Origin of the sequence: Nibribacter ruber, assembly GCF_009913235.1 — a bacterium.
Taxonomy (GTDB): domain Bacteria; phylum Bacteroidota; class Bacteroidia; order Cytophagales; family Hymenobacteraceae; genus Nibribacter; species Nibribacter ruber.
This window is the reverse complement of record NZ_CP047897.1, coordinates 1300187-1314958: the sequence shown is the minus strand read 5'-3', so window position 1 is coordinate 1314958 and position 14772 is coordinate 1300187. Positions and strand designations below refer to the sequence as shown.

Annotated in this window: 13 protein-coding genes and 1 tRNA gene; 9 read left to right on the top strand and 5 right to left on the bottom strand. The window is 47.3% G+C overall.

Annotated features, from left to right (window positions below; translation table 11 throughout):
- Positions 1 to 80 precede the first annotated feature (80 nt).
- From GU926_RS05555 to GU926_RS05535, 5 genes are all read left to right on the top strand, one after another.
- Positions 81 to 1610, top strand: a complete 1530-nt coding sequence (locus tag GU926_RS05555) for a DUF6770 family protein (protein ID WP_160689814.1) — start codon at positions 81 to 83, stop codon at positions 1608 to 1610.
- A 914-nt stretch (positions 1611 to 2524) separates the two neighbouring features.
- Positions 2525 to 3817 carry a polysaccharide lyase gene (locus tag GU926_RS05550; protein ID WP_160689812.1) on the top strand — a complete coding sequence of 431 codons (1293 nt, stop codon included), beginning with the start codon at positions 2525 to 2527 and terminating at the stop codon, positions 3815 to 3817.
- Positions 3818 to 5199: 1382 nt separating this feature from the next.
- Positions 5200 to 6072, top strand: coding sequence for an AraC family transcriptional regulator (locus tag GU926_RS05545; RefSeq protein ID WP_160689810.1), 873 nt, complete (start codon positions 5200 to 5202; stop codon positions 6070 to 6072).
- Between the two features lie 135 nt (positions 6073 to 6207).
- Positions 6208 to 6996: an MBL fold metallo-hydrolase gene (locus GU926_RS05540; RefSeq protein WP_160689808.1), complete on the top strand. Its 789-nt coding sequence runs from the start codon at positions 6208 to 6210 to the stop codon at positions 6994 to 6996.
- Between the two features lie 12 nt (positions 6997 to 7008).
- Entirely contained in the window at positions 7009 to 7422 is a 414-nt protein-coding gene (locus GU926_RS05535; protein WP_160689806.1) for an ester cyclase, read from the top strand.
- Between the two features lie 368 nt (positions 7423 to 7790).
- Here GU926_RS05535 and GU926_RS05530 read toward each other — a convergent pair whose 3' ends face one another.
- Positions 7791 to 8129, bottom strand: a complete 339-nt coding sequence (locus GU926_RS05530; RefSeq protein WP_394350776.1) for a winged helix-turn-helix transcriptional regulator — start codon at positions 8127 to 8129, stop codon at positions 7791 to 7793.
- A 141-nt stretch (positions 8130 to 8270) separates the two neighbouring features.
- Between GU926_RS05530 and GU926_RS05525 the strand changes: the two genes are divergently transcribed.
- The 4 genes from GU926_RS05525 to GU926_RS05510 all read left to right on the top strand — a co-directional run bounded on the left by GU926_RS05525 (position 8271) and on the right by GU926_RS05510 (position 12375).
- Positions 8271 to 9629: an NtaA/DmoA family FMN-dependent monooxygenase gene (locus GU926_RS05525; RefSeq protein ID WP_160689802.1), complete on the top strand. Its 1359-nt coding sequence runs from the start codon at positions 8271 to 8273 to the stop codon at positions 9627 to 9629.
- Positions 9630 to 9669: 40 nt separating this feature from the next.
- Positions 9670 to 10488 carry an NADPH-dependent F420 reductase gene (locus tag GU926_RS05520; protein WP_160689800.1) on the top strand — a complete coding sequence of 273 codons (819 nt, stop codon included), beginning with the start codon at positions 9670 to 9672 and terminating at the stop codon, positions 10486 to 10488.
- Positions 10489 to 10499: 11 nt separating this feature from the next.
- Positions 10500 to 11255, top strand: coding sequence for an NADPH-dependent F420 reductase (locus tag GU926_RS05515; RefSeq protein ID WP_160689798.1), 756 nt, complete (start codon positions 10500 to 10502; stop codon positions 11253 to 11255).
- A gap of 109 nt (positions 11256 to 11364) precedes the next feature.
- Positions 11365 to 12375 (top strand): zinc-dependent alcohol dehydrogenase family protein, encoded by a 1011-nt coding sequence (locus GU926_RS05510; protein ID WP_160689796.1) that lies wholly within the window; start codon positions 11365 to 11367, stop codon positions 12373 to 12375.
- A gap of 113 nt (positions 12376 to 12488) precedes the next feature.
- On the opposite strand, the gene GU926_RS05505 is transcribed toward GU926_RS05510, so the two are convergent.
- From GU926_RS05505 to GU926_RS05490, 4 genes are all read right to left on the bottom strand, one after another.
- Positions 12489 to 12569: transfer RNA gene (locus GU926_RS05505), tRNA-Leu, on the bottom strand.
- A gap of 45 nt (positions 12570 to 12614) precedes the next feature.
- Positions 12615 to 13154: a DnaJ domain-containing protein gene (locus tag GU926_RS05500; RefSeq protein WP_160689794.1), complete on the bottom strand. Its 540-nt coding sequence runs from the start codon at positions 13152 to 13154 to the stop codon at positions 12615 to 12617.
- Positions 13155 to 13226: 72 nt separating this feature from the next.
- Positions 13227 to 13511 carry a putative quinol monooxygenase gene (locus GU926_RS05495; RefSeq protein ID WP_160689792.1) on the bottom strand — a complete coding sequence of 95 codons (285 nt, stop codon included), beginning with the start codon at positions 13509 to 13511 and terminating at the stop codon, positions 13227 to 13229.
- A gap of 434 nt (positions 13512 to 13945) precedes the next feature.
- Positions 13946 to 14722, bottom strand: coding sequence for an SAM hydrolase/SAM-dependent halogenase family protein (locus GU926_RS05490; protein ID WP_160689790.1), 777 nt, complete (start codon positions 14720 to 14722; stop codon positions 13946 to 13948).
- Positions 14723 to 14772 lie beyond the last annotated feature (50 nt).

The window sequence follows — 14772 nt, the reverse complement described above, 5'->3', positions numbered from 1 at the left end:
CAGTTTTCGCCTGTATCAGCAGAATTTACACCAACTCTAAGTCAACTCCTTACCAACCTTACCTTACCCTTTATTACCGTATGAGAAAACATTTACTTGCATTGGCAGCCATGCTGCTAGTGGGCGCGGCAGGCTATGCACAGCAGGCCCAGATTAGCGGCGTCCGAAAAGCCGAGTTCAGGGGCGTGGAAGCCATCAAAGACAAAGGCTACTACACGTTTTATGTGAACGAGAAGGCCAAAAACGGCATGATGGAGTTCATTTTGGAAATCTTTGACCTGGACCTGAACCTCATCAAGAAAACTCCCATCACCATTACCAGATCCTCAAAACTGATTGGCGGCGAATTCAACGGCCAGGACTTCCTGTTTGCCTTCTCTGATTTTTCTAAATCGCAGAACACGTTTGTGACCGTAGACCAGCAAGGCAACCTGATCAAGCAGGAGGTGCGCCAGAACCGAAAGTTGGCTACCGCCGGCAGCACCGCTATTTATCCCTCCATGGACGGTGACGGCTTCTTTGTGACCCAATCTGTAAAAGAAAAGAAATGGGGCTACAGCATTGAGAAGTTGGATCGCAATCTGCTGCCCATCTGGGAGAAGACAGTGACCAATGATCGTGGCATGATCGCTATTGAGGCGGTAGAAGCGGGCAACGGACAACTGGTGGCCATCACGGCTGAGCGCCCTAATGCTTTTTCAACCAAAGTGCTGGGCAAGATTGTGTCTTTTGACGGCACAGCGGGCGAAAAGAAGTTTGAGCAACCACTATTTGACGGCAAAGTAACCGGCATTCCCTCTGCGTTCCTGATTGACAAGAGCGGCAACATCACCACGGCGGGCATGTACTTTGACGGCGACAGATGGGACGCGGTGAACTCTGACGGTATCTTCTTCATGAAGCTGTCCAGCACCGGCGAGAAGCTAGCCTACAACACCATGGACTGGGACAACGGCATCCAGAATACGCTAAAAGCCACTTCGCGCAAGTTTAGCATAGGGTCTAAGCCTAAGGTTCTGTTTCATGAGATTGTAGAAGACGCCAAAGGCGATTACCAGATTGTAGCCGAGACGTTCAGGAAAACGGTGAAGGCTGGTACTGTTCTGGCCATGGCGGCCGGCGGCAACAGCGCCTCCATTCCCTGGGGATTTACCGTGATGGATTACATCATCTTTAACTATGACAAGATGGGTAAGCCCCTGGACGTGAATAAGATTGAGAAGCCGTATAAGTCTATTTACGTAGATGGCAGCATTGCTTCTTTGGGTGGTGTTTCTCTGGCCTACTATCTTAGAAAATACAAGATGTTTACCTTTGACTTCACCACCCGCTTGCAGGGTTCAGATGAGCAGGTGATTGTGTATAGCAATTTTGAAGATGCTACGTTGGGCAAAGGAAACCCGTACGTGGGCGTTTCTTCCATTAAGATGGGTGAGGCTTCCAAGACCACCAAGATACCATTGACCAAAAAGCTGTCGCAGTATACCTCTATCAGCCCCGACGATGCCAAAACCGGTGCCTTGCAATCTAAGCCCGGCTATGTGTGCATGTACCATTATGACAAAAAAACGCAAACCATTAACCTGGTACTGGAAGAACTGAAGATGTAAGTGTAATTCTTCTGACCCTTTAAAAGGCGCTCTGGCATTAGCTGGAGCGCCTTTTTTTGTGCACCATTCTTTGGTTGGTGTTTTGCAGGGGTGATTTTAACGCCCTACATAAGAGGGTGAGTGTTCTCTTTTTTACAGCACCACCTACGTGTAATCAGGGTCTTTTAGGACCATGACTTGCCGCATTAAGTTCCAGCGATAGTCACATCCAGGTAGATACTTTCTGAAAGCATAAAGGTGAAGATTAAGGATTTGTAGGTCAGTAGGTTAGCAATAGATTTGATGAAGTGTAGCACTGCGCGATGTCCTTTTAAATGCTAATCTAATTATTGGTATTAAAAAAGCGTTCTTGGTATCGTTCAATATATGTTTGGGCAGGTAAGAGTTTTTTTGCTAGAAACAGCTGAATTTTGGCAACGATTTACCCTTTAAATTATTGTAACTACTTGGTCAGTAATATTTTGCTATAATTGGGCCCTAGGAAAAGGTTTTGGCTTATTTAAAGAAAGTGTTGGTTTTAATAAAGAAAATTAAGGCTTTTTTATAACATTTGAATACAATTTGGTAATTGTGGAGGGTGTTTGAAAAATATAAACATAATGTTTCTAACTTTGTAGCTACGGAATTGATAATAAGATGGTTGCAATAACCCAAAGAAAATTATTAATTGCTTAAAGAGGGTAAAATCCTAATTATGCTCACTGGGTACAGATGTTAAATCTGGGTTTTGTGCAGAAAGATAGAGAGAAGAAACTAAAAACAGATAGGCGTATATGAGGCACTTTTAGAAGGAGAGTAATGAGGTCAGGAATCCTTTCTGGCTGTTTTTTAAACGCTTAGACTACCCAATTATTTCATGGAGTCTGGGCTGCATCCCACTATCCCTAAATAAACCCCTTTATTAACTATTTCACATGAAGTTTAACACCAAATATATCGTATTGCCATTGCTAGTAGGTTTCATCTCAGCCTCTTGTGATAAGAATGAATTAGATGAAATGGCCCCAAACGCAGAAGTTTCTGCCACATCCAACCTGTCAAGCAACCTTATTTTTGAGGAGACCTTGGAAGGATCTTCGCCCTTCTCTACTGCTCATGCCAAGGAGATAGGTTCTTGGGACTATGCTTTCCAGGTGGTGAGCACGCCGGTATGGAGAGGCACCAAGGCCGCCCGCTTTGAGATTAGAAAAGACCAGCCGTTGGTGCAGGACGGGAAAAGATCTGAGGTGACTATTGTAAAAGGCTCAGAAGGTGACATCACCAAAAACACCTGGTATTCTTTTGCCGCCTATTTCCCTTCCAAGGGCTATGAGTATGACACAGAGCGCGAGATCATCAACCAGTGGTACCAGAGCGGTAGCCCGTCTACCTCACTTAGAACTGACAAAGACAGAATCACTTTTGAGGTAGGAAACACTCCGGAGACAAGAAAGCTGCATGATTTAGGTGCCATCAAGAAAGACGCCTGGACTGAGTTTGTTTTGCACTTCATCCACTCTTACGGTTCTGACGGATTAGTGGAAATCTGGATCAACGGCGCAAAGGTGAAAACCATCACCGGTGGTAACATGTACAATGACGTATTGCCGAAATGGAAAGTAGGTCTTTATAAGTCTGCCTTCAAATATGACAAGTCTATTGTAAGCAACCGCGTTCTTTACCTGGATAACATTAGAGTAGGTAACAGCAACGCCACCTTCGCTGACATGACCTCTGGTACTGCTTCAGGATCTACTTCTACTGGCTCTACCACTACCACTGGCGGTACTACTACTACTACCGGAGGAACTACCACTACTGGCGGTACAACTGGTTCCACAACCACCACCACCACTACAGACGTTCAGAAAGTGGTAAGCTTCACGCTGGTAAATGCCTCCACAAATAAAGATATCATGACCATTGCTAATGGCGGCGTGATTGATATCAGCAAAGTGGGTACCTACAAGTTCAACATCAGAGCAAATACCAGCAAGTCTACTGCAGGTGTTGTGAAATTCAACTTGTCTGGGGCAGACAGCAAGACCAGATTGGATGACGTAGTGCCTTATGCTCTGTTTGGAGATGATAGAAATGGTGACTACAATTCATGGTCAGCCAAAACCGGAAGCTATACGCTAAGTGCTACCACTTACACAGGTACTAAGGACAAAGTTGGTACAGCCACTGCGCCTGCGTACTCCATCAAGTTCACTATTCAGAAGTAACAAAAATTAATAAAGTATAACTACTAAGGAGCAGCTGTCACAGCTGCTCCTTTTTCATTTTAAGAATAACTCACAAACAAGCTTCCAGAAGTCTAACCTGTAGAATGTTTACTTAAAGTAGCGTGAGGAAATTGCCTTAGGCTCAAAGCCCTGTTTAACAGCCTTTTTTCTGTAGAAAGACAATCTTAGCTTTCTACATTGCCGCTTGAACGGGTTTCTTCTATTAGGATAACTACATACCCAATTCGTTCCGCCTTTTTATATAGTGTTCATAAAAAAGCGGCCAATCATCATCAATGGAGCGGCAGGCAACCCCCGAATGAAAAGCCCGCTTTGCAGACGCTCCCTGATAGGAGGCACGTGCCATGGCAGGAGGAAGACACTAAATTCGCTATAGGGTCGTTCTCCAGGTTAAGTACCTGCATCAAGATCTACTAACCCAGGTAGGCTGACGGCCTTACGCTCAGGACGGTGAGACCTTTCCAATTTCATCTCAAAAACGATTGATGCTGCGGCCTCTCCATCTTTAAAGGTTATCCCTCTTCGCCCTATAGTTAGACATTATGAAAAATATTGCTCCTTTTGCCATTGTTGCTTTTATGGCCTCTTCATGTGAATCAGTTACAACAGCAGCCACTGATGCCGCTACTAACGCAGCCAGGGATATAGTTAATACAGAATTTGAACGCCACACGGGCATTGACTCAGTATCTACCAAGGTGGGCTCACTGGACACGCTTAACGTTGAGGAGGCTATCAAAGGAGAAGTGGATGGATCGCGAAGTGCGGAAAAGAGCAGAGGAACTTCTGCGCTAAAGTGGTTGACTACATGGCACATTAGACGGTGCCTAGGAGAAAAGTCTTGAAATATTGGGTGTTCATCTGCCAAGTAAACCAATACTACTAGAAGTACACAGCTATATCTTAAATCTTAAAGAAATACTCAATGGTAGCTTAATGTATAGTTGATAATATAATCAGGGTTATAATTTGCTGAATCAGTGTTGAATTAAAACTGTAATCTCCCCTCAAACATCCCATCAAAACAAAAAAGCCACTGAATTTCAGTGGCTTTTTTGTTTTAGTACCCAGAGCCGTTCTTCCGTGGGTTTTTAACGGCTGTAAGTATCTAAAAATATGCGTTTATAGTGCCTTATGCAGGTTTTTAACAAGCCTTAATATACGTTAACTGATTTTAGCTGATGTTTTGCCACCTATTCTGCCACCCAGCCTTTATGAAAGATAAATATTAATCCCAAATAATTCTGCTCTTTGTAGAAGTGGTGATTTCTTACAAAGCATGTTCAGCAAAAAAGGTATCAACTTTTATTCCGTGATTAGGTTTAGTAGTATTAATAAAGCTGTATAAATTAACTAATAGATTGAAAACCATTAAGTTCAATAAAACAGAATGCGGCGTTGACTTTCTGATCAACGTCATCAATGGTAATGAAGTGGCAGAAGAATACTTATTACCCTCTGTCCATAATGCGGACTATTTTGAAATCTTGTTTTTTAGAAAAGGGAGTGGGCAGCTTTTCTTAGATAATCAGCGCATTCAAATTGAAGACAATACCATCCTGTTTGTTTCCCCATTCCAAAAGAAAAAGTGGAGCCTGGATCTTTCACGATTGGATTTTACTATTCTTATCTTCCAGGAAGACTTCTTGAATGAATTCTTCACAGATAAGTTATTCACCTACCGCCTGCTTTATTTCTACCAGCACGAATATCCACTTGTCCTCAACTCTACAGAGAAACAGGCCCAAAGTATCAGCAACATCCTTGCAGAGGTAAAAGCAGAGCTAGTTCAGCCAAATTTAGATAGTGCCCATATTATTCGCTCCCTGATCTACTATTTACTGCAGCGCCTTAACCGGGATTACGCGGTTCAAAATAACCTGCCGTTCCAAGTTGATACTTCCAATCACGCCTACACTTTCAAGAAGTTGATGGAGTCACATATCAAGGAAGCCCAACGCATAAATGATTACGCCGAAATGATGGGTATAAGTCGCATCACGCTGAACGCGGCGGTAAAAAAGCAGTTCAACATCACTGCTACAGAGCTATTGAGGCAGCGGTTACTTACAGAAATAAAGAATGAATTGATTTATTCGGACAAAAGCATCGGTGAAATCGCTTATGCACTAGGTTACTCAGAGCCAAACCATTTAATGCGGTTCTTTAAAAGTCAAACTGGCATGACTACTTCCGAGTTTATAGCTGACTACCAAAATATCATCTCGTCTTAGGAGACATTTCACGGCTTAGATTAGGGTGCTTATCAAAAAGGTAGTATTTGGGATATAACTGGTATAAGCTCTCCCTAAGTAGCCATGTACTTTTGTATTAAGTATTTATGTATTTAGTAACTAAAGTAAAAAGTCATGTCACCTAATATCCAGTTTATCAGAAATGCCACTGCCGTTTTAAACTATGCAGGCAAGAGAATACTAATAGACCCTTTCTTTGCCGAGAAAGGAAGATACCCAGGTTTCCCAGGGAGTGCCAACTCGCACCTGAGCAACCCACTGGTAGAAATGCCAGTTAAGCCGGAGAGCCTGATTGATGTAGATGCCGTGCTGGTATCACATTTGCACCCTGATCATTGGGACGAAGTGGCCGTGCAAGTCCTTCCTAAGGATATCAAAGTGATGGCGCAGAACGAGGACGATGCCAACGTTATAAAGTCACAGGGTTTCACCAACGTAGAGGCACTGGGCGAGAGCGCAAACATTGAAGGTCTCAACCTTAAGAAAACACACTGCCAGCACGGAACAGATGTAGCTTATTCTATCCCAGCATTAGCGGAGGCATTAGGGAAAGCCTCGGGTTTCTACTTCAACGCAGAAGGTGAAAAGTCCATCTACTTCCTGGGTGACACCATCTGGATTGACGAGGTGGAGGATAACCTGAAGAACTGGCGGCCAGATGTGGTGGTAGTGAACGCAGGGTTCGCAAGCTTTGAGGACGAGGGCTTGGGCGCCATCATCATGGGGAAAGAAGACATCCTGAAAATCAGCAAGCTTTTACCTAATGCTACTATCATTGCCATGCATATGGAAGCAGTGAACCACAGCATCCTGAGCAGAAAGGAACTAAGAGAATTTGTAGCGGAGAACGGAATTCAGGATAGGGTCATCATTCCTGAAGACGGTGAATTGATTACACTCTAACCCTTCCTGAAAATGAATGTTGAAAATAATAAAGAGCTAGTCCGTGGGTTCTACGAAGCCATTGACCGCGAGGATTATGATGCCGCGTCTGAGTTTCTGCATGATGACTTTGTGTTTTACTTTCAGGTGGACAGCCCTATACCGGGTGCCGATGGCTTTGTAGCCTCAGAGAAGAAGAACTTTGATGCGTTTGGAGACTTTTCCTTCCGCATTCTGGACATCCTGGCCGAGGGTGATAGAGTGGCCGCCTACATGATTTTTGAAGGGAAGCACACAAAAATGCCAGCGTTCGGCATTGAGCCCAAAGGGAATTTTGTCCGCTTCTCTCTGTGTATGTGGTTAACCATCAAAGAGGGAAAGATTATTGAAAAGCGGGCTCACTTTGACCAATCAGACATCAAATCTCAAGTGGAAAGGTACAACTGATCTTGTAAAGCAAAATTTCAAAACCTAAACCTGCTTTTATTATAACTCTATATTAAACAACAATCGCCTCTCTTGGAGGCGATTGTTGTTTAATAGGTATTCCGCTGCCATCTCTGCCACCTATAAACGAAATAAGCCACTGATTTTCAGTGGCTTATTTCTTAAATGTACCCAGAGCCGTTCTTCACTGGGTTTTTACCATTTTTAGGTTCTTGTAAGCACAAGTTTGGAGGCCGTTATAATTGTTGTTGATATTGTTTACTAAATGTAAACATAATTTACCCTAAGTTTTGCCACCTTTCCTGCCACCTATTCTTTATGCGGTAGTTCGTCATAAAGGGTTTAGGGCTAATAAAATAAAGGCTAGTTTATGTCTTGCTGAATATCCTCTTACGGTGGTTCAGCCCCCAACCCTTCAAAGCGTCGATGATCGGTGTCAAGGTATCGGCGTAGGGTTCGGGCTTGTAAAGAATCTTGACAGGGTAATCCTCTATCACTACTCTCTTAATCAGCTGGTGCTGTTCCAAGTCCTTTAGTTCCTTCGCCAATACCTTAGGCGTGATGCCGGGAATACTCTCCTGGATGTCGGTGAACCGCTCGTTGCCGGTCATCACAGAAATGATGATGGGCAGCTTCCACTTCCCGTTTATCACGTCTATCGCGTCCCGCACCGGCTTCACCGTGTCTAGGCAGGACAGGTACCCCATTTTATTGGCCATACGTCTTCCAATTAAGTATTTTCACTTTCCTTTTGGAAAGCACTTTACAAAGGAAAGTAAATATCCGTAAATTTGCAAAAGGTTTTCCAGTCAGGTCAACCATAGCTTTCAGTAAAGCACAGCAGAATCATGGACTCTTCAGAAGAAAAGACACATAACATTCCTGCTTCTGGTAAGCAGATGCTTATCGGCCTCCATCTCGGGAACGGATACGGCTCCCAGCCGGGGGCTTGGCGCATGCCGGGGGTAGACCCAAAGAACTACATCAGTTTCGACGCCCGGGTAAAACAGGCGCAGGCAGCCGAGCGGGGCAAGTTCCAGTTCATATTCCTTCCTGACGGCCCCGGCGCCATGCTGACGGACATAGAGACCGAGTCGCCTAGCTTCAATCTGGATGTGATGCTCACCCTGGCCGCCGTGGCGCGAGAAACCGAACGCATCGGTTTGGTCGCCACGGGGTCCACCACCTTCAACGAGCCTTACAACCTGGCCAGGCAGTTCAAAGCACTGGACGTTATGAGCCACGGGCGGGCAGGCTGGAACGCGGTCACCTCCAGCGGTAACGATGTGGCCGCGAACTATGGAAGGGTTATTCCCTCTAACGAAGAGCGCTATGGCCGCGCACATGAGGTCATTCAACTCATTCAGGCGCTTTGGGGCAGTTGGGGAAAAGACGCTTGGGTGCACGACCAAGAAACTGGCCAGTTCGCCAAGAAGGACCAGATTGTCCCGGTTAACTTGAAAGGCAAATATGTCGGCTCTAGGGGACCGCTCTATATTCCTCCATCCGAGCAGGGCCAGCCCATCATCTTTCACGCTGGTGGCAGTCCCAACGCGCATGAGCTGGCCGGCCGTTTTGCAAATGCGGTGATTGGGGCGGCCTTCACCATTGAGGACGCCCGCGCCCAGCGCAACGCCTTCAGGGCGGCCGCCAAACGCTACGGGCGCGACCCCGATGAGATTAAATACATCCCGGGCCTGATGACCACCATTGCCAAGGACAGGCGCACGGCGCTGGATCGGCGTATTCAATTGACGGGGGATTTATTCCCGGAAAGAGTGGGCTACCTGCAACAGATGCTGGGCATCCCGCTTGATCCCACCCGACTGGACGAGCCGCTCTCCAAAGCCCAGTTGGCCGTTGCCCGCCCATCTCCTTACGACCCACGCTCGTCCCATGCCCTGAAGATTGCGCAAGAAGGCTGGAGCCTGCGCGATATACTAGCCCACGGCGTGATAGACTACCATCCCGTGATCGTAGGGCCGGGTATAGAGGCCGCCGACCACATGCAGGCCTGGTTTGAGGCAGGCGCGGCTGATGGGTTCTGGATCTCGCCCGACGTTAATACAGACGGGATTGACGCCTTTGTGGACGAGGTAGTGCCGATCCTACAGGAGCGTGGGCTCTTCCACCAGGACTATGAAAGCAAGACCTTACGGGGGCACCTCGGTGCGCCGGAACAGTATGGAATTGACCCGCGTGTTTAATACAGATAAAATCAACCAACGAAAATAAACGACTAAGAATATGAAAATAGGAATCATTGGTGCCGGCGTGATCGGCAAGGGCCTAGCAAGAAATTTTAAGGCCGCAGGACACGAAGTCACCCTCGCAGATGCCAGAGGGGTGGCCAGCATCCAAGCCATCGCGGATGCCGCCGGTATAACAGCAGTAGAAATGGAGGATGTGGTAAAAGATGTGGATGTACTTGTTTTATCTATCCCGTTCGGTAACATCCCTGACTTGGCAAAAACCCTGGAGGGCAAGATCGGTGCCGATGTAGTGATCGTGGAGACGACCAACTACTGGCCTAACCGGGACGGTATCGTGGAGGAAGTGGAGAACGGGAAAGTGAACAGTGTCTGGGTGCAGGAGCAGTTCGGCCGTCCAGTGGTGAAAGCCTTCAGCAACATAGGTGCCTACAGCCTGGCCACGGGAGGAAAACCGAAGGGGAGCGAGGGCCGGATCGCCCTGGCCGTCTCTGGGGACGAGCAAAAGTCCAAAGACGTAGTGCTGGGCCTTGTGGATGACGATGGTTTCGACGCTTTGGATGCCGGGCCGCTGGAGGACTCTTGGCGCCAGCAGGCATGCTCCCCGGCGTACTGCACGGACCTGACCCTGCCCGAGCTCGTCAAGGCGCGGAAGTCGGCTGAAAGGGAAACCTTGAGGGACAAGCAGGCATTGCTGTTCAGCAAGATGGGGGAGTACGGCGATGAATTTTTCAAAATTATTATGTCAGGTAATTACCCTGAGGGGTTCGTTGACCATGGGGTAGACATTGCCCGTGCCATCAACGGTCTGCCGGAACGGACCGACGAGCAAAAGCTTTATAAGAGAACTTTCTAAACTTCACATATATGAAAATAGGAATCATTGGGACCGGTGCCATCGGGAGCATACTGGCCAAAAAATTCTCCTCTGCCGGACATCAGGTAAAGGTGACCAACACTAGGGACATGTCCACTCTCAAAGAAATTGCTACCAATCTGGGCGCCGAGGCGGCTACCTTAGAGGAGGTGGTGAAGGACGTGGAAGCCATTATTTTCTCCATCCCATTCAAGGCGTATACGGACCTTCCGAAAAACCTGCTCCTGGGCGTGCCGCAGGAGGTCGTTATTATGGATACCTCAAACTATTACCCTCTGCGCGATGGCGAGCTGCCCGGCTTACAAGGCAAGACCGAAAGCGAGTACATCTCTGAAACTCTTGGAAGACCGGTTGTCAAGGTGTTCAACAACATCATGGAGTACACCCTGAAACACAAAGGGAAGGCTACCGGGGAGGAAGGCAGAATAGCTATCTCAATTGCGGGTGATAATGAGGAACACAAGAAAGTAGCCGCAGGACTGGTAGACCAGACAGGCTTTGATGCTGTGGGCGGCGGGATCCTTGCCGAGTCCTGGAGACAGGAGCCGGGCACTCCCGCCTATTGCACCGAACTGAACGCGGGTGAGCTAAAAGAAGCGCTGGCCAGAGCCGAAAAGGGCAAGGCACCCGCGGCAAGGGATTTTGTCATGGCTGAACTTAATAACTTCCAGGTCGACCCGATACCCCCACACGAGGAAATTGTCGCCTTAAACCGTTCGGCCTCAGCTAAGGGCTTAAAAAATTAAGGAGGATGTACCTCATCAGGGGGGACTACAGCTTCCTGACCTAGTAAAATGCTTGTCAACCAATAAGAATTAGTTTAGAGATTATACAATGGGAAATCACAAATCGACCATGAAAGCATGGCAAAGGCAAGGTCCCGGGCTTGATAACATCAAACGGGTAGAATTACCTGTCCCCACCGTTGGGCCAGGTCAGGTTTTAGTCAAAGTGAAAGCAGTGTCACTCAACTACAGGGATAAGGCAGTCGCTGACGGGATTTATCTGCCGCACCTGATGACTGAACCGTTTATCCCAGTATCTGATGCCGCAGGAGAGGTGGTTGCCATTGGGGACAACGTAACAAAATTCAAGGCCGGGGACCGCGTGATATCACATATGTTCATCAAGTGGCTCGATGGGGCGCCCAACCAGGACTATGGGCCGTCGGCACTTGGCGGTCCGAAAGACGGCGGGTTGGCGGAATACCTACTCTTGGAGGAAGATGCGACGGTGAAGGCACCTGACTATATGACCTATGAAGAGGCTGCCAGTTTGCCTATTGCTGCTTTGACGGTATGGTTCTCGTTGGTGGAGTACGGTAATATTAAAGCCGGTGATACGGTATTGGTGCTGGGTACCGGTGGGGTGTCGGTATCGGCAGTTCAAATTGCGGCGGCACTCGGGGCAAGGGTCATTGCCACCAGCAGCAGCAATGCCAAAGCCGAAAAGATAAAATCACTGGGAGCGACTGATGTGATCAACTACGTGGAGAATCCGGACTGGGAAAAGAAAGTCCTAGAGCTGACCAACGGTGAGGGTGTACAACACATACTGGAGGTAGTAGGCGGTGACAACGTGAATAAATCATTGGAGGCTGTTGCACTGCAGGGCAATATCTACATCATCGGGTTCCTGAAAGACATGATGGCCGAGGTCAATCTTTTCACCTTGCTCGCTAAACGTGTACGTGTGCAAGGTATCAACGTAGGCCACCGCAAAGCATTGGAAGATGTGGTCAAAGCATTCCAACAGCTCAAAATACAGCCAGTGATTGACAAAGTCTATCCATTCGAAGATGCCTTGAAAGCATACGAACATCTAAACCAGGGTGCGTTCGGTAAGATTGTGATTCAGGTTAATTGACCACCAGGCAGAAAAGTTAGGTGATATAGTTTGTATTATTGGTTTTTAACTACATATTTTGCCACCTATAAACAAAATAAGCCGCTGATTATCAGCGGCTTATTTTGTTTCTGTACCCAGAGCCGGAGTCGAACCGGCACATCAAAGATATTGGTGTTTGAGACCAACGCGTCTACCAATTCCGCCATCTGGGCATTTACTGTTTGGTAGATTCTGAATGAGAAACCGTTTTGATTGGTTTATCTGTCAGAAGAGGATGCAAACTTATTCAATGATTCCTTTATACGCAAGAGGTAGCGCTCTTTTAAGTAGTAATTTTTTATCTGCTTAAGCGCTTCTGCCTGTTTTTCAGGGGGAAAAGTTTCATAGGCTTCCAGCACCGGCCAGATCTCAGACTTGATATGGCCCTCAATTTCACCGGTTTGGTCAGAGACAATCTTAAAGGTGGTGGAGTTGTACTCCATTTCCAGGTCCATGAGCAGCTCGTTGAGCTCCATCACTTCCATCAAAAAGTCCTGAGGCAGGTCATTGGCGCCGCCTTCTTCCAACATCCCGTGCTGCTCCAAGATGTACTGCATGCGCTTGTCAAAATTGGAGAGCGTGCGATAGGCGTTGGTGTTAAGGGTAGACTTCTCCAGGATTTCCTGCTGTTTCTCCTGAGGCTCCAGCGTGTAGAAATCGGGGTGGTACTCGCGGCTGAGGGCGTAATATTTGGTTTGAATGGCCTTCTCATCGGGGAGGAAGCTTTCTGGTATCTGGTAAAAGCTAAAGTAGTTCACAGTGTAGGTGGGCTAGGTGTGAGGTTTATTATACTAGACGTAAGTGGACAGCAGGAAGATACAAAGGTCTTCTTATCCCTTCTTCATGGAAAAGGCCTGGGCTGGGGCTGAAAACAAGGCTTTAGTAGGCTTCCAGACCATCCCGAACAAAGTGGACTGTCGGTATTGATTCAAGGCATCGTCAGAATCCCAGGTGCTGTATGTATGGTAAATATTAGCCTGATGGTAGTCCTGTAGCAATTCAACGCCATGACAGCCCGGCATGGCTGCAATCTTGTGTTTAGAGGCATGAAAGATAGCCAGAAACTCCTCTACCTTCTCTGGATGAAACGTCATGCGCACTATTCTGATTAACATTTCTCTTTAATTGGAAATTAGAAATTCAAAATTAGTAATAAGGTTGATTAAGAACTAAGCTCCGCTTGGGCGACAAACTTTTTCAAGCATTCCTTCACTCAAACACTCACTTACTCTGTCATCCTGAAAGGATCTTGTGGGTAAACCAGGCAGGGGCTGGCTAAAAACCTAAAGCCGTTTTTGGCCTCTTTCCCAGAAAACAGCCCAAAACGGTGTATGTCTGCATTCCTATCAGATACCCAACGTGTTCTGACACAGGCGGACGCCTGCGCCATGGTAACCGTTTGCATGGTCACGCATGTTTAGGAGCCTGCTCCATTCAACCAACAAACTGCAAACTTGCTGACGGATTGGGCGTTTTTAGCTTCTTTTTCAGAAAACAGGCCAAAAACGGTCCCCAGTGCATTATACAACCAAGAACTATTAATTCTTAATTAATTGGCGTTTTGCGCGAACTGGATCTCTACGCTAGAGTCAAAGTACATGCCCAGAAGTTCTGAGGCGTGGCCTTTGTTGATGCCGATGGTTAGGAAGCCTTGGCGATTGAAGAGGATGACGCAATCACCTTCGCCTACCTGGTTGAATCGCGAGTACATGCGGTCTACTTTTTCGCGGGCGAACTTGACCAGGAACGGACGTCCGTGACCGATGGCTTCCACGCTGTCTTTGGTGATGTCGGTGATGAGGTTGCCGTAATGGTCTACGTGCACCACGTGCCCAGATACGGAATGGTCATTGAGCTTGAGTTGGCGGTTGATCAGTTGCAACATGCCGTCTGCCAGTTCGCCTACCTCGGCCATGGAAGCGCCCTGGGCCAAAGCCACCGCCGCCGGTACCATAATGTCTCTGGCCGGTGAGGGAGAGTCTGGCTGCATGGGCAGGTCTATGAGCTGCTCTGGGTCGCCGTCGGTTAAGAGGGAAAGCAGGCCGTTGTCTGCGCATACAAAATAATGACCCTGGTGGCGAGCCACCTGAAACCGTCCCTGCTTGCTTCCGTGGGTATCTACGGCTATCAAATGCACCGTGCCCACCGGAAAGTCCTGAAAAACGGAGTTGAGCACGTGGTACCCGTAGGCAATGTTGTAAGGTTCTACCTGGTGGGTGATGTCTACAATGACTTGTGCGGGATTGATAGTCAGGATCTTAGCCTTAACTGCGGCCACATAGTGGTCTGTGGTGCCAAAATCAGACAGGAAAGTGATAAAACCCATGGGAACGGTCGGTCAGAAGAACTTTAAAAATTCTATATATGTTTCATAAC

Coding starts and splice junctions, on each gene's coding strand:
- GU926_RS05555 (WP_160689814.1), top strand. CDS start 81: ATGAGAAAACATTTACTTGCATTGGCAGCCATGCTGCTAGTGGGCGCG.
- GU926_RS05550 (WP_160689812.1), top strand. CDS start 2,525: ATGAAGTTTAACACCAAATATATCGTATTGCCATTGCTAGTAGGTTTC.
- GU926_RS05540 (WP_160689808.1), top strand. CDS start 6,208: ATGTCACCTAATATCCAGTTTATCAGAAATGCCACTGCCGTTTTAAAC.
- GU926_RS05535 (WP_160689806.1), top strand. CDS start 7,009: ATGAATGTTGAAAATAATAAAGAGCTAGTCCGTGGGTTCTACGAAGCC.
- GU926_RS05530 (WP_394350776.1), bottom strand. CDS start 8,129: ATGGGGTACCTGTCCTGCCTAGACACGGTGAAGCCGGTGCGGGACGCG.
- GU926_RS05525 (WP_160689802.1), top strand. CDS start 8,271: ATGGACTCTTCAGAAGAAAAGACACATAACATTCCTGCTTCTGGTAAG.
- GU926_RS05520 (WP_160689800.1), top strand. CDS start 9,670: ATGAAAATAGGAATCATTGGTGCCGGCGTGATCGGCAAGGGCCTAGCA.
- GU926_RS05515 (WP_160689798.1), top strand. CDS start 10,500: ATGAAAATAGGAATCATTGGGACCGGTGCCATCGGGAGCATACTGGCC.
- GU926_RS05510 (WP_160689796.1), top strand. CDS start 11,365: ATGAAAGCATGGCAAAGGCAAGGTCCCGGGCTTGATAACATCAAACGG.
- GU926_RS05495 (WP_160689792.1), bottom strand. CDS start 13,511: ATGTTAATCAGAATAGTGCGCATGACGTTTCATCCAGAGAAGGTAGAG.
- GU926_RS05490 (WP_160689790.1), bottom strand. CDS start 14,722: ATGGGTTTTATCACTTTCCTGTCTGATTTTGGCACCACAGACCACTAT.